Origin of the sequence: Leptospira levettii, from assembly GCF_002812085.1 — a bacterium.
Classification (GTDB): Bacteria; Spirochaetota; Leptospiria; order Leptospirales; family Leptospiraceae; genus Leptospira_A; species Leptospira_A levettii.
Map to the genome: position 1 here is coordinate 314,408 of NZ_NPDM01000002.1, position 24,794 is coordinate 339,201.

The window sequence follows — 24,794 nt, forward strand, 5'->3', positions numbered from 1 at the left end:
AGGAGTTAAAACCTATTCTTAGAACCAAATATGATTGGGAAAGAAACATTTCATACGGTTTCCTATGTTTTTCTCTGGCTTTTTTTGGCATTTTCCCCTTTTTCCATAAGCCTAAGCCAAATCTTCGCAGGGTGTTCCCTATTCTTTTTATTCGCACACCAAATCAAAAAAAAAGAAATGCCCAAGTTCCCAAATGCACTTCTTTTTTGGATCGGTCTCTACATTAGTTTTTTAATTTTTCCCCTCATCGAATACCAACAGATCCATTGGAAAAAAGACATCGTAAAATCGGAATTTGGTGATCTCTGGATGGGATTTTTACTCCTCCACCAAACATCTCTCACTAACATACAGAAAAAAAAATTACAAAAAGCAGTTCTTTGGGGAGCTTTTTTCCTAATCCTTTCAGGAATTGTTTCTTCGATTTTCCCATATAGGCTTGCTCCCTATGTGATGGATGGATTTCGTTATGTGGAAGGAAAACGGCTACCCCATTTACTCACAAATAGTAACGGCATTTCGATTTATTTGCCAATCGGTTTCCAGAGCACCCATTTAACTTATGGTGGCCTACTTGCTTTATACCTTCCTTCGTTATGGGAAAAAACCTATCGTTTGTGGAAACACAGTAAGAGTCGGTTTCTGTTTTGGAAGATGAGTCTTGTTTCTCTACTTGTTTCTGGATTGGGATTTTTTCTTTTGGTTTTGAACCAAAGTAGATCGATTTGGATTGGGTTTATCTTTGCTGGGTTTCTAGTCTTACAGAAAAGAAAAGGTTCCATTCGGAACATCCTTCCTTGGCTTGTCGCTTTTATATTTTTTATCTTAGCGATTTTTATACTTTTTTATCATACCAATTGGATTTTCCAAAGAGCCATCGACGATTTATTCGCTAAACGTTCGTTAGAGAACCAAAGAATCTGGATTCATAAAATGAACTTTTCTATCCTAAAAGAACATTTTCTTTTGGGAATTGGGGCAGGCAATTACGGAGAACAATTCACAAATTTCGCCATTCCCATTGTGAAAGAATTTCCTGCTTTATATTACGATTTATTCATCACCCCAAAATCCCATGCTCACTTTGATTTTCTACACGATGTTTTGATGGGGGGTATTTTTGCGTTTTGTTTCTACCTGGGATTTTTGTTCTTTGTCACCAAACAACTAGACCAAACGAAAAGTAAGTTTCTTTTTTTCTTGGGTATCTTTGTCATCTTTGTCGCAGGGAGTTTTCAATGTTATCTGTTAGATGATGAAGTGCTCCTTCCGTTCATGGGCCTTTTGGCATTACTTCCAACAAAATATAACTTAGTGCAAACAAAAAAGCAAAAGAGCCAAATTTCCATGTCCACGTTTCTTGTTTGGAAACCAGTAGGAAATGTATCGTTTTCATTTGTGTTTCTTGTCTTATGGTTATCTCTCTCCCTGACAACCACCTACCTTTGGAGTCGTACCGAACCAGGGGATTTGATCCTCCATAGAACAAGGACCAAAGATAACTTTCCAAGTCCCTTCTCACAAATATCCATCAGTGCTACAAAACCTGTCCCACTTCCACCGAATACCAAGGATTGGTATTTCAAACTTTCAGGCTGTTTGGACAAAGAAGTGAATTTTAGAACAAATGCTGTCGTCAGAAAAAAACCAATCCAGCTGAAACTGCTTTGGGATTCCGATTTTAAGGAGCACTTACCCAATTCGATTCGAGTGGAAATTCGAAAACGAGAAAGTTTTGACCAAGACAAAGAATACAAAGTGCACAGTGAACGTGTTCTCAAAACCATTTCGCTCCCCATCACAGGAAAAGATCATCTGGTCACCGTAGATTCAAGTGATATGAAACAGGAAGCACCAGAATTTGTTGATTTTGGATTTTGGTATGTGTGGGAATCGAATACGCCTTATTTACCTAGGATTCAAATCAATGGGAATTGTGAGTGAAGGTGTATTCTTTAGATTGGAAGGAGCGATTGGCTGATTCTTTTTTACCAGGGAAGTCTCTTGAGTTTGCAATGAAAGTCTAGAAATTGCAATGAAAATATTCTAATACACCGGAACTGCATCCCAATACCGACATTCAATCTGTTCGCTTTGTCGATATTTTTTTCTATCCCTTCTCTGCGCCCAATAGCACGTACCGTCAACAACACTTTCTGGCCAATAGTCGCCATCCTTCCAATGTTTTTTATCTTTAATATTGGAAAACTTACCCGGAATCCATGGACTGTTTCGATTAGCTACTTCTTTAATTGAATGATCTACTATATATTGTTGTACAATCCCATCTTTATCAAAGAATACATGAAAATATAGATAATCCATGCCTATATATCCACCATTCGGCAGAGGTGCTGTTACGTAATTTACATAGGCGATAATCTTTTTTATTTCAAACTTACGTCCCATGATTTCTTTAACGATTGGCTTTTTAAATGTCATTCTTAACCAAGGACTATGATACATACCGAGTAGTTCTTGTTCTGTTGTCTTTCCAATCACTGGCAATTTGGTTGGATCATATTGGAATTTTTCCGGTCCGTGAAAAATGTCATCGGCGAAATCAGGATCATTTTTAAACAATATCCCACATGAGATGAATCCCCATTTTATAAGAATTGATAATAATTTTACTAATAAATTAGAATGCTTCATTTTTTTCTGCAATTTCATCGATCACTTCACTATCTTAATGAAAGAACCAACTTAATTCCTTCTTCAATTTGATTGATACTTTTTGTTTTTAATTCTGATACCTTACTCATGAATCTTTCTCTATCAAGAGTTACGATTTGAGAAACATTCACAACCGAATCTTTGGATAGGTTTGTCTCTTTTCGAGTCAGCAACACATTCCCAGGAGCCTTTGCTAAATGCATATTCGTTGTCAAGGGTACGACAATGATTGTATTGATATTGCTTTCATTAAAAGCATCATTTTGAATGATGAAAACAGGTCTTTTGAATCCAGGTTCACTTCCAAATGGAATCCCTAGATCTACCCACCAAATCTCACCACGAGTCATTTTTTAAACTATTTCTCAGCATTGCCACAGAAGCTTCAGAAAGGGAGTGATCCTTGTTATTTGCACCATTTACATAAACTTCATTCAGTTTCTCAGTAATCGTCTCTTTGGAATGATTCTGTATGAATTCTTCCAGAGCTTTTGCAAATAATTGACTTCTTGGAATTCCAAGTTTTTTAGCAGTATTTTCAGCAGATACAAAAAGATCATCTGGTATCGAAATAGCTGTCTTCATACCTCAAGTATAACCCGGGTATAACCATAATTCAAGTTTTTTTCAAGACTTGTGAAGAGAAAGAAAAGGATTCAAAATGAATCTAAGGCGAGATATTGCAGTTCGAAACAGGGGGAATGATTGTTTTGTTTGATTTGGATGGTCAGTAAGAGATGTTGATTTGAGTTTTGTTTGATGATTTGTGTCCGCGGGAATCACTTCCGTCTTCGGCCTTCCTGGCCTTTCGACTTCAGCCCGTCCTACTCGCGACTTCGGACATCCTGTCCTCAGAAAAATGGCTTCACGCTCCCTATAGGTCGCTACCATTTTTTTCGCTCGCAGTCGTTCGATTCATACCTGGAGCGGGAATCGAACCCGCACGGGATTACTCCCACAGGATTTTAAGTCCTGTGTGTCTACCAGTTCCACCATCCAGGCGTTTGTTGTAAGACTAGGCGTCGGCCGGATTCGAACCGGCGGTCAAGCTTTTGCAGAGCCATGCCTTACCACTTGGCCACGACGCCAATCGTGACTTTGGATAGGCTAAAATAGGAGACCTAGGTGTCAAATGGAAACTGAATTCACTTTTCATCGGATTGTAACATTTCTTCCAAAAATCAAATTGCTCCCCCGATTTTTGCAAGTTGCAGTGCAAATATGAAGCTCCAAAGATTTGTTTTTGTAACCATTTTATCATTTTTCCTTCACCCACTTCTAGCAGACACCGTGAAGGTAAAAGCGACAAAAGAAGTATTAGAAAATGTAAAAACTTCTTCTCCAACCGCAAATTATGTTTTAGTGGAATCACAAGATGGCACAAAACAAGCGTTTAAGAAAAATGCCGTTGAAGTGACAACACTTCCAGTCGTTTGGGAACAACCGAAGGAAGAAGATAAACCTGGATTTTTTTCAGGATTATTTGCCTCAAAAGGGAATTCAGAAGGACAAAAAACAACTGAACCGAATGCGGAAGGAAACCAAGAGGCATCCAAAGAAGGGAAAGAAAACGAGAGTATGTTCTCCAAACGGCTCCCTGAGCTCGCTATGGGTGGTATGGCACTGCTATGGATCCTACTCCCGTAATCGAGAAGTAGGACAATTTTTTTCTTCTAAAAACAACCTGAATTGAATCTCTAAATACAAACTTCCTATTCCCATTCAATGGTGCCGGGAGGTTTGTGAGTGAGATCATACATCACAAGTGAGATATTGGGAAGGTTTAATAGCTTGTTTGTGATCTGAGATAAAATGTTTCGGTTCATTTGGTAAAAATTGGCCGTCATTGCTTCTGTCGATTCCACAGGTCGTAACACAACACCATAGGAATTTTCGCGTAATCCAACCGGAACAAGAACAACTGGCATCTGCCAAATTTCATTGTGGATTGATTCTTCATAGAGGATCTGGTTCACAATTGCATCTGCTTCTCGCAAAATATCGGAATGTTCTTTGTCTAACGAAAGTTTTGTGTAAAAGAATTCCCTTTCAAAATGAGTGATGCCTGGAGCAAATACCACACGGTTGATCTCTTTTTTGGTATTGGTGATTTCAACAGACAATTGGTCGAGTTCCTTCCAATCGGAAGTAAAATCACTGAGGACTGCACAGTGAGCATAACTCCTTTGGTCACCTTGAACACCAACCGATAAAATCGGTAAAATTTTGATCTCTGCTTTTGGAAATTTATCGTTCCAGACTGCAAAATCAATGGGAGGAGGATTGGTTTTGGGACTAACAATCATACGAACGACAAGGCCAGGCCCTGGGAAAGGGTGGCGTTCAATCCAACGTTCAGGCAAACCAAGTTTTCGGCCCAAATCTCGGACTTCGTCCTTGTACAAGTCCGCGATTGGTTCTACAATTTTTCCTTCACGGATGAGTGCTTCTATCTGAGGAACACGGTTGTGGTGGGTTTTGATTTTATGAGAATGTTTGGTTCCACCAGACTCAATGGTATCTGGATAAATAGTCCCTTGGCCAAGTAACCAATGTTCGGCGTCAAGCCCAAGCGAGGTTGTGGCTTTTCCCTGTGCTTCTAAAAATAGATCACCTACAATCCTTCTTTTTTTTTCAGGTTCAAATTCATTTTGTAAGTGTTTGTAAAAAACTTCACTTTCATCCCAAACGGTAAGATCAAATCCAACTTGGTGTAAATTGTCCATCAGGTCTTTGACTTCATTTTTCCTCATAAACCCAGTATCCACAAGGAGTCCCTTGACACGGTCCTTTCCTAAAGCTTTTGCGAGGAGTAAATAGGCAACAGAAGAATCCACTCCTCCTGAAACGAGTAAAAATACATTTTTTCCAGATGGGACTTTATTTTGTAAGGTTTGGATTTGTTCTTCTAAAAACTGCGATATACTCCATGTAGCGGAAGCACCACATAACTCTACAAAGTTTTTGAGTAAAATTTCACCTTCTTCTGAGTGGGTAACCTCTGGGTGGAATTGGATCCCATACAGTTTTTTGGAAGTATGGGAAACAAACGCATAACGGCAGTGATCCGATTGTGCGATCACTTGAAAATCATTTGGTAGACGAACCACTTCATCTCCATGGCTCATCCACACTTTTGTTTTTAATGATAACGATTTTGATAATTCCGAATTGGCATTTTCGATCTCAAGAATGGCTGGACCATATTCTTTAGTGTTGGCGGAGACTACCTCTCCCCCGAGGGCACGCATCATGAGTTGGTGGCCATAACAGATTCCTAAAACAGGAACGGAGGTGTTAAAAAACCCAGAGGGTAATTGAGGTGCACCCGTTTCATAAACACTGCTTGGTCCACCGGAAAGGATGATCCCAGCATAGGATTCATAAACAGACAATGGTTCTTCGTTGGAAAGGATTTCTGTATAAGCTCCGAGTCTGCGAATACGGGAAGCAATCAGGTGAGCATACTGGCCGCCGAAATCGACGACTGCGATTTTTTTATCACTTTTCATGGGATGGTTCCAAAATATTTTTGTTAATGTCGGGGTAAACAAATGTCGGAAAAAAAATCAGAATCTTCTTACGAGGACAAACAGGACCATATCCCGTCTTGGACCACCCCTCCCATTGAGTGGTTTGCCAACGTTTACGCTGGCAGAGAGTACAATATCGAATTTACGATTCCCGAATTTACAGCTGTGTGCCCGAAAACAGGACTTCCTGATTTTGGAACCATTTTCATCGAATACATACCCAGAGAAAAATGTGCTGAACTAAAATCCCTCAAAGAATACATGATGTCCTACCGGAATGTAGGTATTTTTCACGAAAACGTGGTAAATAAAATCTTAGAAGATTTTGTGAAGGCTGTAGACCCCATTTATGTCAAAGTGATAGGTGATTATAATGTTCGAGGTGGTGTGAAAACCGTCGTAAAACGAGAGTACAGAGCATAAATGGAAAACTTAATTGGGTATGTGGCTGCTTTTTTAACTACGGTTTCTTTTTTACCACAAGTCCTTCGTGTTGTCATGACCAAACAAACTAGGGATATCAGCCGTAATATGTACATCATGTTCTTTTTCGGAGTGGTGTTGTGGTTTGTATATGGAGTTTTAAAATCAGATTTTCCAATTATCCTCGCAAACGTAGTCACTTTATTTTTTGTAACAATCATTCTATACTATAAACTCAATGAAGGGAAAGAAACATGAGAAAGGCTTATGTAGACAAAGACAATTGTACTTCCTGTAACCAATGTGCAGATAATTTACCTAAGTACTTTATGATGGATGATGATGACTTGTCCCAAACCCATATCGGTGGTGAAACGATCAACGACGCGATGATCCCAGATGAAGACGAAAAAAAAGTGCAAAAGGAAATGGATGAATGCCCAGGGGAATGTATCCACTGGAAAAAACACTAATCAAATCACCTAAACCTGATTCCATTAGGGTTTTGTGGAAACACTTGGCCCTTTGGTTTTCCTTTCCTTTAAACCTAATATTTCTTTTACGATAAAAAATACATCTTTTACTGAATGAAACTGGTGTTTTTTACCTGTTGGATCGTAAACAAATCCGATGGTTTTCATCTCTGAATTCTCATTCCAATACCCATGGCCATGGATTTTACTAGATGATGTTTGGAACAGATCCCCTTTTCTTGTCCCACTAAAAAACAAGTTTTGTTTGGTTAAGAGGATTCCTAGTGCTCGCGGATGGATTTGTGACCTCATTCTTTGATTGGTATTTTCACCAACAGAAACTGTTTCACTCGTCGGTAAACTTGTAAAATCCAACCATTCTGCACCTGGACAAGAGTTCCTAATTTCAGTCACAAGATTTGTGATGGTTTCTTTTGGAAGAATTCCATCGGTCCCAGGCAAAAGGATTGAGATCCCACCAGAACTTTTAAAGGTAAGATGAAAGGTACCTGTTTCATCATTGATGTATCCTTTTTGTTTTAAAAGTACATTGGGCGCACAGACTGACTCAGCGGAAAAAAACCCATGGTCAGATACAATCACAATGTTCGGACTGTTTTTGGTAAAAGCACCTACAGATTTTAGAAAGGTAAAAATGGCTGTGTCAATTTCTGCCAAACGAACCAAGGCTTTTTCGGATCCTGGCCCAAAACCATGGTGCATCGTATCCAAATCAGTTGTATAAACAAACATTAAACTCGGTTTTTTTGTTTGGAAAAGCCAAGTAGCTGTCTTTAACTTCACTTCATCTTTTGCCACATCGTTTAACGGAGAACCAATGGCTAGTTCGGCTTCCTTATGAAGTCCATTTGTGGATATCACACGGAGAATTTTATCATCCTCTGGTATTTTTTTCCTCCAATACTGAGGAAGGTTCCAATTGATATTTGCCCCGACGGTAACAGGCCAGAATACATTGGCTGTTGTTTTTTTATTTTGATTTGCCAAATCCCAAAGAGTTGGAACTAGAATGTCTTCTGCATACCACATCCATCCGCCGTCATTTTTTTCAAATGGATCAGACAATGTATTATTGAAGATTCCATGTTCCCCTGGATCTTTTCCCGTCACCATTGAAGTATGAGCAGGATACGTGACAGAAGGATTAACTGTTTGGATTTCCGAAACACCGTATGTCTCGAAAAGTTCGACTAAATGGGGAAAATAAGAATGATACTTCGGATCTCTCCAATAATAAGAAGGAAAACCATCAATTGAGAGAATGATTGTTTGGCGAGTGGAATGAATTTGTCTGGCGTGAAGATCCGATTCCTTTCGTTTTTTCGGTTTTGCAACTAATGAATTAAATTCACTCAGAGAGAAAAGTAGAGAGATCAAAAAAAGGAAAATCCCAAAATTCCGAAACGAACGAGTCAATGCATATTTCCAAACCAATGGATCCAATCCAATGAGGCGATTCAAAAGTCTGAAAATTCGCATGATACTTGTTTAGCGAAATTTTCTAATATTCCTGTTCTGAACGAGTGGAACCGAGAAGTTCATCTGGGATGTCCTCGATACTATCTCCAATTTGAATTGCGAGACGATTTCCAACACGTCCTGGAGTTGCTTTGAATTTACTGCGATCGCCAACTTTTACCATCAAATCAGTTTTGATAGGAGTGTTTTCTAGTTTGATCACATCACCCACATGGAGATTCATAAGATCATTTAAGGAGATGTCGACACTCCCTACTTCCGAAATCAGAGGGATTTTCACTTGGTCAAGTCGCTCTTGGATCACCGCACGGTTTTCGTCTACTTCCCCTTTTCGAATGGAGGAATACCAGTACTGAGCTGAAAGTTTATTAATGATAGGTTCAATCGTGATATAAGGAATACAAAGGTTAGTCATTCCTTCCACTTCTCCCACTTTTGTCTCGAGAGTGATTAATACCACCATGTCATTCGGGGGAACAACCTGGGCGAACTGTGGGTTTGTTTCGATGTTCCCAAGCCTTGGGCGTAAGTCAATAACCGTCGACCAAGATTCCCGTAAGTTTCCAAGGATCCTTACGATGATCCCTTCCATAACGGATAACTCAATATCAGAAAGTTCTCGATTGACCTTAGAAGACTCACCCTTACCACCAAACAGACGATCAATGATGGTAAAGGAAATGGAAGGGTCAATTTCTAAAATGGCGGATCCGCGAAGAGGATCCATATTGATCACAGCAAGTGTGGTTGGGTTCGGAATGGAACGAATGAATTCTTCATAAGTTAACTGGTCAACCGATGCTACGTGGACCACAACAAGGGCTCGTAACTGTGCAGAAAGACCCGTGGTTGCCAAACGCGCAAAAGTTTCGTGCATCATTTGTAACGTACGAATTTGGTCTTTTGAAAATTTATCCGGACGTTTGAAGTCGTAGATTTTGACTTTTTTTTGTTCCCCTACCGATGAGTATTCATCCTCGGAAACTTCTCCTGAGGAGATGGCATTTAACAGGGCATCAATTTCGTCTTGGGAAAGGATTTCCGTCATTTTTTTACCTTTACGAGTAAGTTTTTAATCTGCCAAAATCCAACACGGTTTCCTTCTTCTTGTCTCAAGGTGTATATATATTCGTACCTTGTTTTGAACCGACCCATCATTCTTTCAACATAAACCTGCACACGAGCATCTCGTTTGGAAGGATAGTCAACACTCATGACTTTAAAGTATTTTAACACACCTGATGGTGATTCCGTCAAATATTCTTTAAATTCTTCAATGATTGTTTCTCTCTCGCCTACACTTGCTTCTGCATAAGCACTACTATACCTGTCATACGCTAAGATGTATTCCGAAAAATCGATCCATTTAAAATGGTACTCCCATCGTTTTTTCATCTCAGCACCAAGGAATAAAAAAATAATTTCTTCAGGAGAAAGGCCACCGTTTTCTGTGATTTGGCGGTTAACCGATTCTTTTTTGATTTGTTTGGAGTTTTGGAATAAAAATCCAACTGTATTTTGTGACCTTAAAAATGCAGATTTATCTTCTGTATAATTGGGATAAAAATACCCTGTGATGTAAAATTTTTGGTCCGGCAAAAATTGGTAGTACTCATCCAAATAGATAGTTTTGGAAAATGATTCGTTTCTGTGGAGGCTAATCTCTTTATTTTCATCGCCAACCAAGTTTACGATTGTGGTTCGCCTTTTTAAAATGGGATCTGGAAACTCAGGGTCCTCAATGGGTGTGAGGATTCGATCGTTTTCATCCTTTACAATAATTTGGAAGGAATAACGAAAATCAAAAGAAGGGAAAATCCTGACAACTTCCTTACCTGTATTGGTTACCGTAAAGGTAAGCGGAATCCTTTCCGAAGCTTCATAACTTCGTTTGGTGAGAGTAAGGCTTATCTTGGATTGGAGAGCGACAAAATTATCAACCCTTTCCCCCCTAGCATCTCTGTCAGGGAATGCAAAAAGGGTCTCGGAAACCAAGAATCCTAATAAAATGAAGGTTTGGAAAGAGCGCATTCACTATTCAATTTCGGCAAAGGTGGAATTTTCCGAAAGAAAATTTACTAGATTTTCCACACTTGACTTTGTGCCTAACTAGTTCCGAGCTTTGCTTCCTCTAGGATATAATCTGCGATTCGTATCAGGCGGACCATAACGGAGCTGAGTTTTTTGTATTGGTAATAGTTTTCCCTTTGTTTATCCAAATGTGGTTCTATAAGGGCAACTGTCTTGGAAGCCAATTTTAGGTTTTTGATTTCATTATCAGTCACTCCATAAAGATTTGCTTCCGAAACAAATCGATTGAGTTCTTTCACCAAACTTTCATCGGTTAGATCTTGGATTTCAAAAACCTTTTCGATTTTTAATATAAAATCGGTGAGTGTTCGTTTGATTTTTGCCTCTTCTTCCGTTGGTCTTTTTTTTGAGGTGATCTGGTTTAGGGATTCGTATTTATCTAGAGCAGTTTCATATAAATGATTCATTTTTGACTTTTGGCCTAAAATGAAACTGATAAAACTAAGCAATCCAACAAAAGTATCAGGGTATTTATTAATCCCTCCAATTTCGTCCAAGGCATTGGCAAAGGCTTCCTCATTATGAGGTACCGTCATTATAAACTTTAACACAGGTTCTACGGAAGAACCTGATGTATACTTTTGGATTACCTCTATGCCTTCTAAGTAGTTCATTGTCTTTTGTCTATGACGAGAACCTTACGAATGGTAGTTTGGAGATTCCCTTTTTCAATGATTCGATCCAGTACATCATAACCGGTGATTAAAAATCCAAACACCGTATGGAGTCCATTCAGGTGAGGTGTATCCACTTGGTTGATAAAAAACTGAGAACCATTTGTATTGGGTCCTGCATTAGCCATGGCGAGAGCTCCACGAGTTGCTTTTTTGCTTGGTAACACTTCATTAAATCGATACCCAACTCGGTATAAAACTTCTAATACAGGGAGTTCCATTGCTTCCTGGTACGCTTTTTCGACTTCAGTCCTTTTTTCTTCGAATTCTTGTCGTGACTTGATATTAAATTCAGACAAAACTACTCTTTGTAATTGCGATTGGTATTCAGGTGCATCTTTGATTTTCAGTTTGTCTAGTCCAAGTGCCTTCCCATTGATTTCATCTTCAAATTGAAATCCAGGTCCACCCGTTCCATCCCCTCTTGGGCATCCCCCTTGTGCCATAAAATTTTCGATCACCCTGTGGAACTTTAATCCATCGTAAAACGGGCGTCTTTCGGAACCTTTTTCGGTTTTAAAATCTTTTTCTCCTTGGGCAAGATCGATGAAATTTTGAACTGTTTTAGGAGCAGCTTGGTCGTAAAGTTCAATGACTAGGTCACCTTGTGTTGTTTGCACCACAGCATATATGGCAGGTTTTTCAGGAAGTTTAACGGTAGTTTGGTCAAATCGTTTGACTAAAACTTTGGTTGGGGAGTATGTTATAGGTTCGTAAGTAATTTTTTTAAACGTTTGGTCACTACAAAAAGCAGTCTGGCTCATGAGTAGGAAAAAAATGGAAAGGGATTTTAGATGAGAAATGGAAACTCGATTCATAATTATTTTTTACCTTTGGATTCTATCGCCTTTAATTTTTTGGTCAATTCGTTTAACTTGGCTTTGGCCTTTTTGATCTGTTCTTTTTGACGAGGGAGAGCTGTGCCTCCATAAACATCTTTTTTATCACAAGAAGTTTCGAGAGAAATGGCAGCTTCATACCCAGGATCCGTGAGGACGGCATGGATTTGACCCCTTTCTCCACTTGGGATTGTGAACAAATCCATCCCTTTTGCAGAACAATGTTTCACAAGTTCCCCCACAATTTCATGGGCGGAACGGAATGGTATCCCTTTGGTACTAACAAGCCAATCTGCTAGGTCTGTGGCAGTGGAAAATCCATTCCGCAAACTCCGAACGGCATTTTCAGGGAATATTTGAATCCCTTCCACCATATCCCGTATCCCTTCTGTACAAATTTTGATTTGTTTGACTGTGTCAAAGAGTGGGAGTTTATCTTCTTGGAAATCGCGGTTATAGGACAAAGGAGTTCCCTTTAACATTACAAGTAGATGATTGAGATTCCCAATCACACGCCCAGCTTTCCCTCGAATGAGTTCCGCTACATCCGGATTTTTTTTCTGAGGCATAATTGATGAGCCTGTAGTTAGGTGGTCAGGCAATTTAAAATAACTAAACTCTTGAGAAGTGTACAAAATGATTTCTTCACAAAACCGAGAAACATGGATCATCAATTGGGATGACGCAAATAAAAATTTAAAAATATGATCTCTTTGGCTTACTGCATCCATAGAGTTTTCAGACATTCGACTCAAATTTAAATCTTTCCTTAAAAACTCTCGATCGGTTTCATAATTAACTCCAGCCAACGCACCTGAGCCTAACACAAGTTCATCTGCTCTATCATAAGCTGATAAAAAATCCTCAAAGTCGCGAACATTCGCCCAAAAATGAGCTAAAAAATAATGCGAAGCTCGGATGGGTTGAGCAATTTGCAGATGAGTGTAGCCAGGGATAATTGTTTTTACGTGAGATTCTGCTTTTTTGACCCAAACTTGTAACAAGTCATATACGAGAACTAAAATGGAGTGGATTTCTGTTTTAATGTACAACCGAACATCTTGTGACACTTGGTCGTTACGACTTCTTCCTGTATGTAATTTTTTCCCCAAATCGCCTAGAAGTTCCGTTAGGCGAGATTCAATGGACATATGAATGTCTTCATTTTCAATTTTAAATTCAAATTTACCAGAATCAATTTCTTTAAGGATTTGGTTGAGTCCAGTTTCAATCTTTCTTTGTTCCGACTCGGAGAGGATTCCGATTCGTTTTAACATACGAGAATGTGATATGGAACCAATAATGTCATGTTGGTAAAGTTCTTTATCAAAACTAATGGATTCACCAATTCGAATCATTAGAGAAGAAGGTGGTGCATCAAACCTTCCACCCCATAATTTTTTTTCCTTCATTCCGATTCCTCACTGAATTTGTTTGCCCAGTTTTTCAAAACCTCTTTGTCCTGATCAGATAATTTGGCACTAGGATGCATCAAAAGGTAATCGATAGGTGGCATTTCCCCTTCATCCACTTGTTCCCAAACTTCATATATTTTTTTGTTTTGTTTTCTTTCCGGTAATTTTCCAAATTCAGAAAAATTCAATTCTTCTCTTCCTTCCGTCACATGGTTGGAAACCAAATAGGAAACAGGAAACACATAGGAATAAAAAGGCCAGGTTGTCTCATTCGAATGGCAATCATAACAACTTCTTTTTAGTATTTGTTTTACTTCATCCGCCACGACAATCTCAGATGTCACTGGTGGATTTTCTCTGGGAACAGGAAACAATTGGAAAAAAAGGAAAACAGATAATAAAAGGTAAAATATTCGTTTCACACTAGACAGCTTCTTTGCCCTATCTCGTGAATCAAAGTATTATTTTTCTTGCCATGATCTGATTGGAACTGTCTACTTCCTTAGAGGATCACACATTGGATTTGATTTTGGCAAACACAGCATACTTATGGATTTTAATCGGAATTGTTCTCCTCTTTTCTGAATTCCTATTGCCGGGAACCTTTGTGATGTTTTTAGGAGTTGGTGCCATTTTTACTGGAATCCTTTCCCGTTTGGTTCCCATGGAGTTTTACACCGAAGTCATCATTTGGGTGGTTTCCAGTTTGATTTCCATCCTCCTCGGAGGATCTCTCATTAAAAAGTTTTTTAAATCAGAATCAAGTGTGGATCCTTTTATCCAGGATGATTATCTAAACCAAATCGTACCTGTTGAAACCGATATTTTAGTGAACCGCCATGGTGGGAAAATCCGTTTCCAAGGAACTGTTTGGGATGCCATTTCGAAAGATTCAAAAATTCCAAAAGGGGAATATGTAAAGATTCTTTCCCGTGAAAATTTGACCTTCACTGTGGAAAAAGTGGAATCATAAAGCCCACCGTTCATTTTTTTTACAAGGTTCAAAAAAAACCCTTTTCTCTTTCGAAAGTCCATGTACCGTCTCCAAGTCACAGAGGAGGAAACAATGGGCGCAACCGTCATCGTTGTCTTTTTGGTCGTAGTTTATATCATCAAAAAAACAATCATCATCGTACCAGAACAAAGTGTTTTTATAAAAGAAAGATTAGGTGTTTTGAATGGAGTTTTAAAATCGGGATTTTATTTTATGATCCCTTTTGTCGACCAAATTCGTTACAGACAAAACCTCAAAGAACAAACCATTGATATCGATCCACAAGTTTGTATAACAAAAGACAACGTCTCCGTAGAAGTGGATGGAGTTTTGTATTTAAAAGTCATCGATGGTGAAAAGGCTTCTTACGGAATTGATAACTTTATGTTAGCAACCACCCAACTAGCACAAACCACACTTCGTTCCGAAATTGGTAAGTTAATTTTTGATAACTTACTTTCCGAACGAGATGAAATCAATGGCCGAGTAGTTTCCAATATTGACAGAGCCACAGACCCTTGGGGCATCAAAGTCACTCGTTATGAAATCCGAAACATCACTCCACCCAAACAAATTTTGATTGAGATGGAAAACCAAATGAAATCCGAACGGGAACGCCGAGCAGAGATCACCATTTCCCAAGGGGAAAAAGAATCCCGAGTTAATCATTCCGTGGGAGAAAGACAAGAATCGATCAATATCTCCGAAGGGGAAAAAATCCGATTGGTAAATGAAGCAGATGGTCGTGCACAGGAAATCACACTCATCTCCAATGCTACGGCAAAAGGACTTCAACTTATCTCAGAAGCCATTAGCAAAAAAGGGGGAAAGGAAGCTGTGAGTTTACAAATCACACAAGAGTACTTGGATGCACTGGGGCATATCTTAAAAACATCCAAAACAACTGTTGTACCTGAAACCTTAGCCAATATCGGTGGGGTCTTCGAAGGGCTTTCCAAAATCACAACCAAAATCCCACAGGTAGGAGAATAAAATGGAATTTGTTTATTTAGCATTTTGGGCAGTTGTTGCCATCTATTTGATTTATAAAATCTTCCGATGCATTCGCATCATTCCTGCACAAGATGTTCTCATTGTGGAAAGGCTTGGGAAGTATTCTCGTTCCTTACGAGCAGGGTTTCATATCCTCATCCCATTCATTGATAGAGATGCATATTACCATACATTGAAAGAACAATCCATTGATGTACAACCTCAGATTTGTATCACACATGATAACGTGCAAGTGAAGGTAGATGGAGTGATTTACTTAAAAATCATCGATCCAGTACGTGCTTCTTATGGAATTGAAGACTTTCAATTTGCTGCGATCCAATTAGCACAAACAACCATGCGATCAGTGATTGGAACCATGGAACTTGATAAAACCATCGGCGAAAAAGACTTAATCAACTCAACCATTGTCGCGGCCATTGACCAAGCATCAGAACCTTGGGGGATCAAAGTAAATCGATACGAAATCTTAAACATTGTTCCGCCTAAATCCGTGTTAGATGCCATGGAGAAGGAGAAAAAAGCACAAATTGCAAAACGTTCCCAAGTCCTTTTATCGGAAGGGGAAAGAGATGCTCGTATCAACCGCTCCCTCGGATTTAAAGAGGAAGCAGTGAATAAATCCGAAGGGGAAAAACAAAGAAGGATCAACTCAGCAGAAGGTAAGGCAACAGAGATTGAAGCTTTGGCTGTCGCAACTGCCAAAGGGATTGAAGCCATAGCGGGTGCCATTTCCGACCAAGGTGGTGCTTCTGCGATCAAACTACAAATCACCAAAGCCTTTATCCAAAACTTCTTACATGTTGCCAAAGAAAGTACGGAAATTCTTATCCCAGCAGATGTGATGAATTTACCAACTCTCATTGCTAACCTAACAGAAGCAAAAAAACCAAAGGCATAGTTTTCTCGACTAACCTAAAGATTCCGGTGGGTCGTCCACCGGAGTTTCCGTAAACAATCGAAAACTTGGTTTGGCCATGGCTTGTGCTGCAAGTGACACAAGTAGTGCCTCATTATCATCAGGTCCAATCCGATTCGCATGGATCACCCCACACCCTTTACAACGATGTAAAATCACCCATTCCCCTTTTCGTACCCAAATGGAAATTGCTTCCATTTTACTCCCACAGGTTGCCTTTCGATCACCAGGTGTATTGTCCAAGTGAAGGCTTGTGAGGCAATTTGGGCAATGGTTCCTTTGGTCGGTTCCGAAACCAGGAGGAAACACCATTTGTTTGCATTCCACACAACGGAACTCTTCTGTATCGGAACGATACCTGTGAGATTTTTTTTTGGATTGAGAATGTGAGATTTCCTCGTCTTCATCCTCAAAACGTTTTTTCTTCGAAATTTTTTGGAAATTCGTTTGGTCATTGTTACGTGACATACCCAGTTTTTGCGGCAAAACAAAAAGGGACACCAAAACAGTGGATGAGAGGGAATAAACCGCCTGCGAAGAGATAGCCGCCTCCTAATATAATTTAGGCGGGGTATCCAAAACAAGATCACCGTTTTGGCGGTTTACACAATGGCTAGAGTTAACATAGATTTACAAACTGTTTGGTATGAGAATTCCCGTCAAGGAGAATCCTTTGTCAATTTTTTACAAAGGAAATAACAATTCTGTCCTTCTGGGTAATTGGGGATGATACCTACTTCTTCGTACCCAAGTTTAGTATAAAATTTAGGTGCTTGGAACCCAAAAGAATACCCAAACACAAGAGTGGCTCCCAATCGAATTGCCTCTTGTTCAATCTCTAGTAGGAGTTTTGTTCCTAAGTCTTGCCCACGTTTTTCTTCGGCAACCCAAAGGAGTTGTAGATTTAATCCTTTAAAGAAGAGATAACAAAGAGAAGCTGCAATGAGTGTTTCCCCTTCTTTGACTAAAATGGCAAAAAATTCTTTCGAGGAGAGAGAATCATCCCCTAACTTGGAGATGCTGTAATCATGTAAACGTTTCCAAAGGTCTTCTTGTAAAGATTCAGAAGGATTGGTGATCCTTTCGATTTGGTATTCGAACTTATTGGTTTCCAAGCGTGAACCATCCTTCTCAGTTTAATATGAGACAAACACTCTTATAAAAAGGCAGGGCCACCAAGGCGTTCCATGGGATCCACAATTTGGGTGATTTGGATTCCGTAATAATCATCGAGTACGATGAGTTTCCCTCTTCCAACAAGTTTTCCATTGGCCAGGATATCGAGTTCTTCTCCAATGTTTTTGTCGAGTTCGACAACAGTCCCTTCTGTGAGTTGTAACACATCTTTGATGAACATTGTTGTTCTACCAAGTTCGATTGTCAGTTGTAAGGTGACATCCAAAAGGAGGTTGAGGTTTGCAGTGTTATTGCCAGAGCCGGATTGTGCTTTTGACTGGGCCCTTGTTGGTGCCGGGGTAGCGCTTGGTCCAAGGGCTGCTGCAATGTCGGCAAAAGAAGGTCCATTGTCATCGCCTCCACCACCGCCGACTAAAGCATCTAGGTCGTCGAGTCCACCGCCACCTCCGCCAGAACCACCACCCGCAGGTGTGCTCCCGCCACTAAATCCACCGAGTAGCGCGTCTATGTCTTCTTGTGATAGTGAACCTTCACCCATAATCCTACAACCTCTACAATGTATTCGTCGGAGGAAATCAAAATCCTTCCTTGAAAAAAAAGCCAATCTTCCCTATTTTGTTCCTTATGTCCAATTCCACCCCTGCCCTGGATTTTTTTAAGGCCAAAGACCTATTTGCCACTGAGTTAAAACAGGCAAATTACCAATTTGTACAAGAAAAAGAAGAAACCATCTTTCGGTTCCGCCAAAATACAGTGGGAAAAGAAAAAATCCTAGATTGCCTTGGAATCGTTAGGAACTACATTGAGAATTTCCGCATTTATAATTTTGAAGAAGGATACTTGAGTTTACAAACATTAGGTGACAACTTATTCGAACCGCAAAAGAATTTATCGGCGAGATTTCGCATTCGCTTTTCGTTTAAATCGGATCTCAAAGTGGAATGTTCAAAGTTAGGAGATTTATCCACAAAAGAAATACAAACCATCATCCACCTTTTTCAATTTTTGAAATTGGAAGGAGGTATAACAAAAGACCCGAGGTCCATCTTGGAACCTCTCGGTGTAGAAGTTTATGACCCCATTTTAGAAAAAGCAAAAGGAAATGATTTGGGATTTGATTCAGTTTTTGGTTATGATTCCGTAAAAGAACAAATCTTAGAAAGTTTAGTGTTCCCACTGAGACAACCAGAACCCTTCCTTGAGATCACAAAACTCACACGAATGAAACCAACAGGGAATCTACCACGGGCAGTTTTATTCGAAGGGGAACCTGGAGTGGGAAAAACCAGTATGGCAAAAATAGTTTCCCACCTTTGTGGTGTTCCGATGGTCTATGTTCCCATCGAATCCATATTGAGTAAGTACTACGGAGAATCATCCCAGAACTTGGCAATGGTATTTGATGCTTCTGCTTTGTTTCCAAAATGTATTTTATTCTTAGATGAAATTGATTCCCTCGCAACTTCACGAGAAGACGGACTTTTTGAAGCCACAAGGAATTTGCTAAGTGTATTACTACGAAAACTGGATGGTTTTGCGGAAAAAACCGGCACCATCACAATTGGAGCAACCAATCGTAAAGAAGACCTTGATTCTGCCCTTTTATCCCGTTTTGACAGAAAAATCAGATTTCCCCTACCAAACCGAGAAGAAAGGACCAAAATCCTAGAGGGTTATGCCAAACAATTGGACAAGAAGGAAAGGGAACAGATTGCCGATATGTTAACAGGAGCCTCAGGAAGGAATTTGAAGGACTACTGTGATTATGTAGAAAGGCGTTGGATCACCAAAAATTGGAAACAATTGGAAGAGTTGACCGCCCCTGGACTTGCATTTTATTTGGAATCCTTTCCAGATTTTGGATGGAAACTCTAAAAAGAGAGAGATTCGGCTTCAATCTTATTCAGGATTTTACCGATACTATTTACAGGATATTTGTTTACGCCCATGGGACGTTCCTTGGTATCCTCAAATTAACCTTTTAGGAAGATTCGGACATGAAAATAAAATCAATTCTCCCCATTTTACTACTTAGCATTGGGGTTTTCGCTCAAACTGGTAGCTCAGAAACAGGCTCTACTTCTGCAGGAATCGATCCTTCTCAATCAGGGAAATCGATGGCTGATACAGAAAAAGAACTCGATGATAATATCTCTGAAGTGAACAAACGCCTTCGCCTTCATACTGTTCTTTTCAAAATGAAAGTAAGAACTCTTCCACACAAAACTGTATTGTACAAAGGTAAACCAAGTGCAGACGGCGAACGTTGTGAAGTAGCTGATAAACAAGAAGCACAAGATAACACTTGTTTGCACCTTGAAGTATTTGATTTTGTTGGAAGTGAAGATGGAAAATCTTCTAAAAACTTAGGTGCAAAATTCAAAAAAATGGAACTCTTTTTTGAAGGATCTAACAACGCAGATCCAGATCCAAGAAAAGAACAACCACGGAACCTTACTAAGGTGAGAACTTACATTTACCAAAACAATTTTGTTTTAGAAGATAAAGTAATTTCTGTGATTGCTGACGTAGCTCCTAATGGTGATCCAGCACATAATGACAAAATTGAATTATTTTACCAACACGATGATTATCCAGTTTGGGGAACTCCAGAAACACCTTCTGAAAAAGGCGTTGGTAAATACATTCTCGCAAACGTGGAAAACACAAAATCAAACCCAATCCGAAATAACTTTAAAAAACAATTTTATTTCAAAAACCTAGATTATTTTGATAAACTATTCACTAAAATCTTTGATTATAATGATCGTGACTCAAACAAACATTATAAGAAAAACGTTGAAGCATTGAAAAGTTCTTTGAAATACTAAGAACATACAGGTTCTTAATTGAATCGCGTAAAACAATGTCCGAATTGTTCCACGATGTTACGGTTCCCTGTTACGCAGGGAACCATTTTGGTTCAATGTCCCGTCTGCTCTCACCGATTTACTTTTGATCCTGAAATCGAAATTGAAGACAGTTTTAATGTCAGTGAAGTTGAAATCCCCTCTTTTCAATTCAAACCAACATTCCAAAATTATAAAGATCTGATTGTTGATTTATTATATGCACCGATTGATTATCTAAAATCAAAACGTGGGAATCGAAAAAATGAAATCCCATGGATACCGATTCTACTTTTTTCCATACTCTTACTGTATGTTTGGAAATGGTCCAATACAGAAGCCAATATGGAAAGAGATTCTCATAAAGATCCAATCTTCCAAGAAGAACCACAGAAAGACCTCCAGCCATTCGAAGTACCACCTGTCGATTCAGAAGAGGAAGGTTTAGAACCCATAGAGCCTAAAAAACCAAGTATCGAGATTTAAATTTTGAATTGGATACTGATTCAAAAAGAAGAGTTACACTTAGATGAGTCGGTAACCCTTAAGGACGAACGCCATATCCATATCAGAACCATCTTAAAAAAAAGACCTGACGATGAGGTTCAAGTTGTGATTCAGAATGAAGGGAATTATATATTTCGAGTCATTCAAATCACAGATATGGAATCTATCCTTGTTAAAAAAGAAACGCTTTCGCTCACATTAAATCCATTACCTATCCACTGTTTTTTTTCTTTACCAAGACCCCAGACCGCAAAAAAAATCCTTCACCTAGCAGGCGCATACGGAATTCATTCACTTAGTTTTTTTGCAACGGAAGCAAAAAACAAAGAATATTGGACTTCACCCATTTACACTAAGGATTGGAATCAGTGGATTCATACAGGAATGAGCCAAACTGGGAATGTACTTTTTCCAACAGTTCAGTTTGGACAGAAAAAAAATTGGAAAGAGTTTCTTTCGAATTGGGATGGGAACGTTTTTGTGTTGGACCGATTGGGAGAATTTGATCTCAAAACATTCAAAGAACCTTTAGATCAAATGCAAAACATCCTTTTTGTTTTTGGTCCAGAATCAGGTTGGAATGAAAACGATATGAAATATTTTAATCAACTAAGATATAAAATAATTACTTTAGGGAATATCAATCTAAGAACAGAATTTGCCTTCTCTTCTTTATTGTATCTTATGTTCAGAAACTAATTCCACCTGAAACCAAAAAACGAATTTCATCGATACTTAGGAAAGTTTTCTCACTGGAGTCCAGATAATACTTACGATAATTCTGAAGCCGTAGGACAATGGGTCCAAATGCCTTTGAAATTTCAGCAGCAGCTTGGGTATTATTATCCATCTCAAAGGCTTTGCCTTGCGAATCAAACCCTTTCTTTGTATAGTAAAAGGACATGAGGAATGAGGAACCTAAAGGAATATAAGCTGCAGCAAACACACGTTTGTTTCCTTTGATTCCATAATCTTCCACAGCAAATTCAAAACCAAGATGGTAAAAATTCACATAAATCGTATGATAATAACCAGTCACTTTTGCATTGGATTGGTTCTCTAAATAATCATATTTAGGTCGGATTGGAGCGGATACTGGGAATTTTTGAAATCGTTCCACTTCATAAAAACTATCAAAGTACATAGGAGCATAATTGGCAGTCATTTGGCGAAACTCAGGTTTTAAAATGACATTCAGATCCTTTGTTCCCAATCGAAAAATAGATCCATAGTGGGCACCCTGTGCACCATCCAATCCCTTGATTTTATTAAAGTCTACATAAGGTGTAAATTCAACAAACGGCAGGTTTAGTAACCTATATTCAATGTCCATTCCTTCAATGGAAGCTCTTGTAACTTCTGTTGTTTTTGGGTTGTCTAACTTTTTCTCAGTAACTGGGGAACCATTTGTATTGTATGCCATTTGAACGGGAGCTTGCCTATCCCATGCTTGTGTATAACCAATCGTCAAACGGTTGTACCATGGGTCATTGTCGACAAGTTCCATACGAGAGTCTTTACTGACAGGACGGATTTCTTTTTTGCGAAGTTCTTCTGCTTTTTTCTTTTGAATTTCTTCAGTACCTGCTTCTTCTTCGACACTGAGTCGCCCCGATTCATCGAGAACATTCCCTCTTAAGTCCATTAAATAAACAAGATCTGCTGATTTATCAAATAAAGAATATAATGATCTTCCAATTGCAAGTGGTTTGATATAAACCCTTGCTGCATTCACTTCAAAATTCACTACTGAATTGGCGAAGTATTGTACACCACCATAATCAGTATTTAAGTCTGCCATCACACCAGGGTTATAGGAATCAAAACGAGAAGAACTTTGGTATTTGTTAACTATCGTTCCATGTCCAATATAACCATCTACCATCTTACCAGTATAAGCAGAATATGTTACCTTTCCTGGAACTTGTTGGTTATACGTTCCATACGATATATAATTGAGGACCCTTGCATAGTCGTTACGGCTATTGTAATCCATTTCACGGATTTTGCCAGCTTTACTCTCTAATTGAACAGGTTCCTTATCCACTGCGAGAACATTGATGGGAAGTGAAAAGGAATAACCAAATTGGCTACCATGATTGAATGTAAAATTGGGTGAGATGAATCCGTAATAATCTTTTTGAAAACTAGATCCACCTGCATCAAATTGGACAGCGGAGGCTCGTCTTCCCTCTGTACCGGTGGGAACCCAAACTTGGGCGATGAGGGTCTGTGTTACCAGAATTTGTGTAACCAGTCCTAAACAAAGATAACGACAAAACTTACCCACGATACGTTCATTATCGTATGATCCATCATTGAAAATAAGAAATAATCTCACCATGGTGCATCCAATAAAACAGAAATAAATTCTATTTTATTGGAGATTTTATTGACAAATGAGAAAGGATGAGAAAACTAGGCGATACCATCGGGGGAATCTATGCCACGTCAATACAAACCAGAAACCATCGCACTCCACGGAGGCCAAGAGCCGGACCCAACCACTACGTCCCGCGCTGTGCCTTTATACCAAACAACTTCCTATGTTTTCAAAGACACAGACCATGCAGCAAGATTATTTGGTCTCCAAGAGTTTGGAAATATTTACACAAGACTTATGAATCCAACCACTGATGTGTTGGAGAAACGTGTTGCTGCTTTGGAAGGTGGTGTTGCTGCTCTGGCAACAGCTTCTGGTCAAAGTGCTGAAATGTTAGCCCTTCTGAATATTGTGGAAGCTGGCCAAGAAATTGTCGCCTCTTCTTCGTTATATGGCGGAACCTATAACCTACTCCATTATACATTTCCAAAATTGGGGATAAAAGTTCATTTTGTTGATCCTTCCAATCCAGAAAATTTCAAAAAAGCATCGAATGACAAAACTCGAGCTTTTTATGCAGAAACTTTGGGAAATCCAAAATTAGATACACTTGACATTGCAGCTGTTAGCAAAGTCGCAAAAGAAGTGGGAGTTCCACTTGTTATCGATAACACAATGCCATCACCATATCTTGTAAACCCACTCAAACATGGGGCAGATATCGTAGTTCATTCCTTAACAAAATTCTTAGGTGGCCATGGAACATCCATTGGTGGTATCATCATAGATGGTGGAAGTTTTAATTGGGGCAATGGTAAATTTAAAAATTTCACTGAACCTGATCCATCTTACCATGGATTAAAATTTTGGGATGTATTTGGAAAATTTGAACCATTCGGTGGTGTCAACATTGCATTCATCTTAAAAGCTCGTGTCCAAGGATTACGTGATTTAGGTCCAGCTATATCTCCTTTCAATGCTTGGCAAATTTTACAAGGAGTGGAAACTCTCCCACTTCGAATGGAACGCCATTCCCATAACGCACTTAAAGTGGCTGAATTTTTACAAAAACATCCAAAAGTGGAATGGGTGAATTATCCAGGTCTTACTACTGACAAAAACTATGCGACTGCGAAAAAATACCATGAACGTGGATTATTTGGAGCAATTGTTGGTTTTGAAATCAAAGGTGGTGTGGAAAAAGCTAAAAAGTTCATCGATGGACTCGAACTCTTTAGTTTACTCGCTAACATTGGTGATGCGAAATCATTAGCAATTCACCCAGCGTCAACGACACACCAACAATTAACCAGTGAAGAACAAATCTCTGCCGGTGTGACGCCAGGATTTGTCCGACTCAGTGTTGGATTAGAAAACTTGGATGACATTCTAGTAGACTTAGAAGAGGCATTAAAAAATATCTGATA

General features: G+C 39.1%; 28 protein-coding genes and 2 tRNA genes. 13 read left to right on the top strand and 17 right to left on the bottom strand.

Translation table 11 applies throughout. The features are described from left to right. Positions 1-30: 30 nt before the first annotated feature. Positions 31-1,944 carry an O-antigen ligase family protein gene (locus CH354_RS09095; protein WP_100726706.1) on the top strand — a complete coding sequence of 638 codons (1,914 nt, stop codon included), beginning with the start codon at positions 31-33 and terminating at the stop codon, positions 1,942-1,944. A gap of 102 nt (positions 1,945-2,046) precedes the next feature. Here the strand turns inward: CH354_RS09095 and CH354_RS09100 are convergent, their stop codons facing one another. The 5 genes from CH354_RS09100 to CH354_RS09120 form a co-directional block, all read right to left on the bottom strand. Then, the gene (locus CH354_RS09100) at positions 2,047-2,673 is read right to left on the bottom strand and encodes a hypothetical protein (protein WP_243396026.1); all 627 of its coding nucleotides are present in this window, start codon (positions 2,671-2,673) and stop codon (positions 2,047-2,049) included. A gap of 11 nt (positions 2,674-2,684) precedes the next feature. After that, positions 2,685-3,026, bottom strand: coding sequence for a type II toxin-antitoxin system PemK/MazF family toxin (locus tag CH354_RS09105; protein ID WP_100726705.1), 342 nt, complete (start codon positions 3,024-3,026; stop codon positions 2,685-2,687). Continuing rightward, positions 3,013-3,261 (bottom strand): ChpI protein, encoded by a 249-nt coding sequence (locus tag CH354_RS09110; RefSeq protein WP_100726704.1) that lies wholly within the window; start codon positions 3,259-3,261, stop codon positions 3,013-3,015. The genes CH354_RS09105 and CH354_RS09110 overlap by 14 nt, the downstream gene beginning before the upstream one ends. Positions 3,262-3,594: 333 nt before the next feature. Next, positions 3,595-3,678: transfer RNA gene (locus CH354_RS09115), tRNA-Leu, on the bottom strand. Between the two features lie 15 nt (positions 3,679-3,693). Then, positions 3,694-3,764: transfer RNA gene (locus CH354_RS09120), tRNA-Cys, on the bottom strand. A gap of 133 nt (positions 3,765-3,897) precedes the next feature. Here CH354_RS09120 and CH354_RS09125 point away from each other — a divergent pair. Beyond that, positions 3,898-4,323 (top strand): LIMLP_04285 family protein, encoded by a 426-nt coding sequence (locus CH354_RS09125; protein ID WP_100726703.1) that lies wholly within the window; start codon positions 3,898-3,900, stop codon positions 4,321-4,323. A 65-nt stretch (positions 4,324-4,388) separates the two neighbouring features. Here CH354_RS09125 and guaA read toward each other — a convergent pair whose 3' ends face one another. Then, positions 4,389-6,188, bottom strand: coding sequence for a glutamine-hydrolyzing GMP synthase (guaA, locus tag CH354_RS09130; RefSeq protein WP_100726923.1), 1,800 nt, complete (start codon positions 6,186-6,188; stop codon positions 4,389-4,391). Positions 6,189-6,230: 42 nt separating this feature from the next. Between guaA and queF the strand changes: the two genes are divergently transcribed. From queF to CH354_RS09145, 3 genes are read left to right on the top strand one after another with little or no spacing between them, the layout of a single operon-like run. Next, positions 6,231-6,632 (top strand): preQ(1) synthase, encoded by a 402-nt coding sequence (gene queF / locus CH354_RS09135; protein ID WP_100717090.1) that lies wholly within the window; start codon positions 6,231-6,233, stop codon positions 6,630-6,632. Further along, positions 6,633-6,890, top strand: a complete 258-nt coding sequence (locus tag CH354_RS09140) for a SemiSWEET transporter (RefSeq protein ID WP_100726702.1) — start codon at positions 6,633-6,635, stop codon at positions 6,888-6,890. After that, positions 6,887-7,105 carry a ferredoxin gene (locus tag CH354_RS09145; RefSeq protein WP_100717092.1) on the top strand — a complete coding sequence of 73 codons (219 nt, stop codon included), beginning with the start codon at positions 6,887-6,889 and terminating at the stop codon, positions 7,103-7,105. Before CH354_RS09140 ends, CH354_RS09145 begins: the two co-directional genes overlap by 4 nt. 24 nt (positions 7,106-7,129) lie before the next feature. On the opposite strand, the gene CH354_RS09150 is transcribed toward CH354_RS09145, so the two are convergent. From CH354_RS09150 to CH354_RS09180, 7 genes are all read right to left on the bottom strand, one after another. Then, positions 7,130-8,605 (bottom strand): alkaline phosphatase family protein, encoded by a 1,476-nt coding sequence (locus CH354_RS09150; RefSeq protein ID WP_100726701.1) that lies wholly within the window; start codon positions 8,603-8,605, stop codon positions 7,130-7,132. Positions 8,606-8,627: 22 nt separating this feature from the next. Then, positions 8,628-9,653: a flagellar motor switch protein FliM gene (fliM, locus tag CH354_RS09155; protein ID WP_002974265.1), complete on the bottom strand. Its 1,026-nt coding sequence runs from the start codon at positions 9,651-9,653 to the stop codon at positions 8,628-8,630. Then, complete coding sequence (locus CH354_RS09160; RefSeq protein ID WP_100717094.1) at positions 9,650-10,636, bottom strand: hypothetical protein; 987 nt, start codon at positions 10,634-10,636, stop codon at positions 9,650-9,652. The genes fliM and CH354_RS09160 overlap by 4 nt, the downstream gene beginning before the upstream one ends. A gap of 74 nt (positions 10,637-10,710) precedes the next feature. Beyond that, positions 10,711-11,310 carry a hypothetical protein gene (locus CH354_RS09165; protein WP_100717095.1) on the bottom strand — a complete coding sequence of 200 codons (600 nt, stop codon included), beginning with the start codon at positions 11,308-11,310 and terminating at the stop codon, positions 10,711-10,713. Next, entirely contained in the window at positions 11,307-12,134 is an 828-nt protein-coding gene (locus CH354_RS09170) for a peptidylprolyl isomerase (RefSeq protein ID WP_243396050.1), read from the bottom strand. Before CH354_RS09170 ends, CH354_RS09165 begins: the two co-directional genes overlap by 4 nt. A 56-nt stretch (positions 12,135-12,190) precedes the next feature. After that, a complete protein-coding gene (gene argH, locus CH354_RS09175; protein WP_100717097.1) occupies positions 12,191-13,621 on the bottom strand; it encodes an argininosuccinate lyase in 1,431 nt (476 codons plus the stop codon). Then, positions 13,618-14,046, bottom strand: a complete 429-nt coding sequence (locus CH354_RS09180; RefSeq protein ID WP_100726698.1) for a heme-binding domain-containing protein — start codon at positions 14,044-14,046, stop codon at positions 13,618-13,620. Before CH354_RS09180 ends, argH begins: the two co-directional genes overlap by 4 nt. Positions 14,047-14,153: 107 nt before the next feature. Here CH354_RS09180 and CH354_RS09185 point away from each other — a divergent pair, with 107 nt between their 5' ends. From CH354_RS09185 to CH354_RS09195, 3 genes are all read left to right on the top strand, one after another. Beyond that, positions 14,154-14,597 (top strand): NfeD family protein, encoded by a 444-nt coding sequence (locus CH354_RS09185; protein ID WP_238761020.1) that lies wholly within the window; start codon positions 14,154-14,156, stop codon positions 14,595-14,597. Positions 14,598-14,690: 93 nt separating this feature from the next. After that, complete coding sequence (locus CH354_RS09190; protein WP_100726922.1) at positions 14,691-15,611, top strand: SPFH domain-containing protein; 921 nt, start codon at positions 14,691-14,693, stop codon at positions 15,609-15,611. A 1-nt stretch (position 15,612) separates the two neighbouring features. Next, a complete protein-coding gene (locus CH354_RS09195; protein WP_100726697.1) occupies positions 15,613-16,533 on the top strand; it encodes an SPFH domain-containing protein in 921 nt (306 codons plus the stop codon). A 9-nt stretch (positions 16,534-16,542) separates the two neighbouring features. Here the strand turns inward: CH354_RS09195 and CH354_RS09200 are convergent, their stop codons facing one another. From CH354_RS09200 to fliN, 3 genes are all read right to left on the bottom strand, one after another. After that, complete coding sequence (locus tag CH354_RS09200) at positions 16,543-17,019, bottom strand: RNHCP domain-containing protein (protein WP_207762671.1); 477 nt, start codon at positions 17,017-17,019, stop codon at positions 16,543-16,545. A 191-nt stretch (positions 17,020-17,210) separates the two neighbouring features. Then, positions 17,211-17,666 carry a GNAT family N-acetyltransferase gene (locus CH354_RS09205; RefSeq protein ID WP_100726696.1) on the bottom strand — a complete coding sequence of 152 codons (456 nt, stop codon included), beginning with the start codon at positions 17,664-17,666 and terminating at the stop codon, positions 17,211-17,213. 41 nt (positions 17,667-17,707) lie between these two features. After that, the gene (gene fliN, locus CH354_RS09210) at positions 17,708-18,226 is read right to left on the bottom strand and encodes a flagellar motor switch protein FliN (RefSeq protein WP_100717103.1); all 519 of its coding nucleotides are present in this window, start codon (positions 18,224-18,226) and stop codon (positions 17,708-17,710) included. Between the two features lie 86 nt (positions 18,227-18,312). Here fliN and CH354_RS09215 point away from each other — a divergent pair, with 86 nt between their 5' ends. The 4 genes from CH354_RS09215 (at position 18,313) to CH354_RS09230 (ending at position 21,743) form a co-directional block, all read left to right on the top strand. Further along, a complete protein-coding gene (locus CH354_RS09215) occupies positions 18,313-19,563 on the top strand; it encodes an AAA family ATPase (protein WP_243401546.1) in 1,251 nt (416 codons plus the stop codon). Between the two features lie 122 nt (positions 19,564-19,685). Then, positions 19,686-20,519, top strand: a complete 834-nt coding sequence (gene fcpB, locus CH354_RS09220; protein WP_100717105.1) for a flagellar-coiling protein FcpB — start codon at positions 19,686-19,688, stop codon at positions 20,517-20,519. A gap of 87 nt (positions 20,520-20,606) precedes the next feature. Further along, positions 20,607-21,023, top strand: a complete 417-nt coding sequence (locus CH354_RS18455) for a hypothetical protein (RefSeq protein ID WP_243396027.1) — start codon at positions 20,607-20,609, stop codon at positions 21,021-21,023. 3 nt (positions 21,024-21,026) lie between these two features. Then, positions 21,027-21,743 (top strand): RsmE family RNA methyltransferase, encoded by a 717-nt coding sequence (locus tag CH354_RS09230; RefSeq protein WP_100726694.1) that lies wholly within the window; start codon positions 21,027-21,029, stop codon positions 21,741-21,743. On the opposite strand, the gene CH354_RS09235 is transcribed toward CH354_RS09230, so the two are convergent. Further along, positions 21,733-23,388 carry a hypothetical protein gene (locus tag CH354_RS09235; RefSeq protein ID WP_243396028.1) on the bottom strand — a complete coding sequence of 552 codons (1,656 nt, stop codon included), beginning with the start codon at positions 23,386-23,388 and terminating at the stop codon, positions 21,733-21,735. The two genes, CH354_RS09230 and CH354_RS09235, sit on opposite strands and share 11 nt — an antisense overlap. Positions 23,389-23,487: 99 nt before the next feature. Here CH354_RS09235 and CH354_RS09240 point away from each other — a divergent pair, with 99 nt between their 5' ends. Then, the gene (locus CH354_RS09240; RefSeq protein ID WP_100726693.1) at positions 23,488-24,792 is read left to right on the top strand and encodes an O-acetylhomoserine aminocarboxypropyltransferase/cysteine synthase family protein; all 1,305 of its coding nucleotides are present in this window, start codon (positions 23,488-23,490) and stop codon (positions 24,790-24,792) included. Positions 24,793-24,794 lie beyond the last annotated feature (2 nt).

Bases quoted from the DNA above. Each gene is read 5' to 3' on its own strand.
- CH354_RS09095 (WP_100726706.1), top strand. From the start codon at position 31: ATGATTGGGAAAGAAACATTTCATACGGTTTCCTATGTTTTTCTCTGG.
- CH354_RS09100 (WP_243396026.1), bottom strand. From the start codon at position 2,673: ATGAAATTGCAGAAAAAAATGAAGCATTCTAATTTATTAGTAAAATTA.
- CH354_RS09105 (WP_100726705.1), bottom strand. From the start codon at position 3,026: ATGACTCGTGGTGAGATTTGGTGGGTAGATCTAGGGATTCCATTTGGA.
- CH354_RS09110 (WP_100726704.1), bottom strand. From the start codon at position 3,261: ATGAAGACAGCTATTTCGATACCAGATGATCTTTTTGTATCTGCTGAA.
- CH354_RS09125 (WP_100726703.1), top strand. From the start codon at position 3,898: ATGAAGCTCCAAAGATTTGTTTTTGTAACCATTTTATCATTTTTCCTT.
- guaA (WP_100726923.1), bottom strand. From the start codon at position 6,188: ATGAAAAGTGATAAAAAAATCGCAGTCGTCGATTTCGGCGGCCAGTAT.
- queF (WP_100717090.1), top strand. From the start codon at position 6,231: ATGTCGGAAAAAAAATCAGAATCTTCTTACGAGGACAAACAGGACCAT.
- CH354_RS09140 (WP_100726702.1), top strand. From the start codon at position 6,633: ATGGAAAACTTAATTGGGTATGTGGCTGCTTTTTTAACTACGGTTTCT.
- CH354_RS09145 (WP_100717092.1), top strand. From the start codon at position 6,887: ATGAGAAAGGCTTATGTAGACAAAGACAATTGTACTTCCTGTAACCAA.
- CH354_RS09150 (WP_100726701.1), bottom strand. From the start codon at position 8,605: ATGCGAATTTTCAGACTTTTGAATCGCCTCATTGGATTGGATCCATTG.
- fliM (WP_002974265.1), bottom strand. From the start codon at position 9,653: ATGACGGAAATCCTTTCCCAAGACGAAATTGATGCCCTGTTAAATGCC.
- CH354_RS09160 (WP_100717094.1), bottom strand. From the start codon at position 10,636: ATGCGCTCTTTCCAAACCTTCATTTTATTAGGATTCTTGGTTTCCGAG.
- CH354_RS09165 (WP_100717095.1), bottom strand. From the start codon at position 11,310: ATGAACTACTTAGAAGGCATAGAGGTAATCCAAAAGTATACATCAGGT.
- CH354_RS09170 (WP_243396050.1), bottom strand. From the start codon at position 12,134: ATGAGCCAGACTGCTTTTTGTAGTGACCAAACGTTTAAAAAAATTACT.
- argH (WP_100717097.1), bottom strand. From the start codon at position 13,621: ATGAAGGAAAAAAAATTATGGGGTGGAAGGTTTGATGCACCACCTTCT.
- CH354_RS09190 (WP_100726922.1), top strand. From the start codon at position 14,691: ATGGGCGCAACCGTCATCGTTGTCTTTTTGGTCGTAGTTTATATCATC.
- CH354_RS09195 (WP_100726697.1), top strand. From the start codon at position 15,613: ATGGAATTTGTTTATTTAGCATTTTGGGCAGTTGTTGCCATCTATTTG.
- CH354_RS09200 (WP_207762671.1), bottom strand. From the start codon at position 17,019: ATGTCACGTAACAATGACCAAACGAATTTCCAAAAAATTTCGAAGAAA.
- fliN (WP_100717103.1), bottom strand. From the start codon at position 18,226: ATGGGTGAAGGTTCACTATCACAAGAAGACATAGACGCGCTACTCGGT.
- CH354_RS09215 (WP_243401546.1), top strand. From the start codon at position 18,313: ATGTCCAATTCCACCCCTGCCCTGGATTTTTTTAAGGCCAAAGACCTA.
- fcpB (WP_100717105.1), top strand. From the start codon at position 19,686: ATGAAAATAAAATCAATTCTCCCCATTTTACTACTTAGCATTGGGGTT.
- CH354_RS09235 (WP_243396028.1), bottom strand. From the start codon at position 23,388: ATGGTGAGATTATTTCTTATTTTCAATGATGGATCATACGATAATGAA.
- CH354_RS09240 (WP_100726693.1), top strand. From the start codon at position 23,488: ATGCCACGTCAATACAAACCAGAAACCATCGCACTCCACGGAGGCCAA.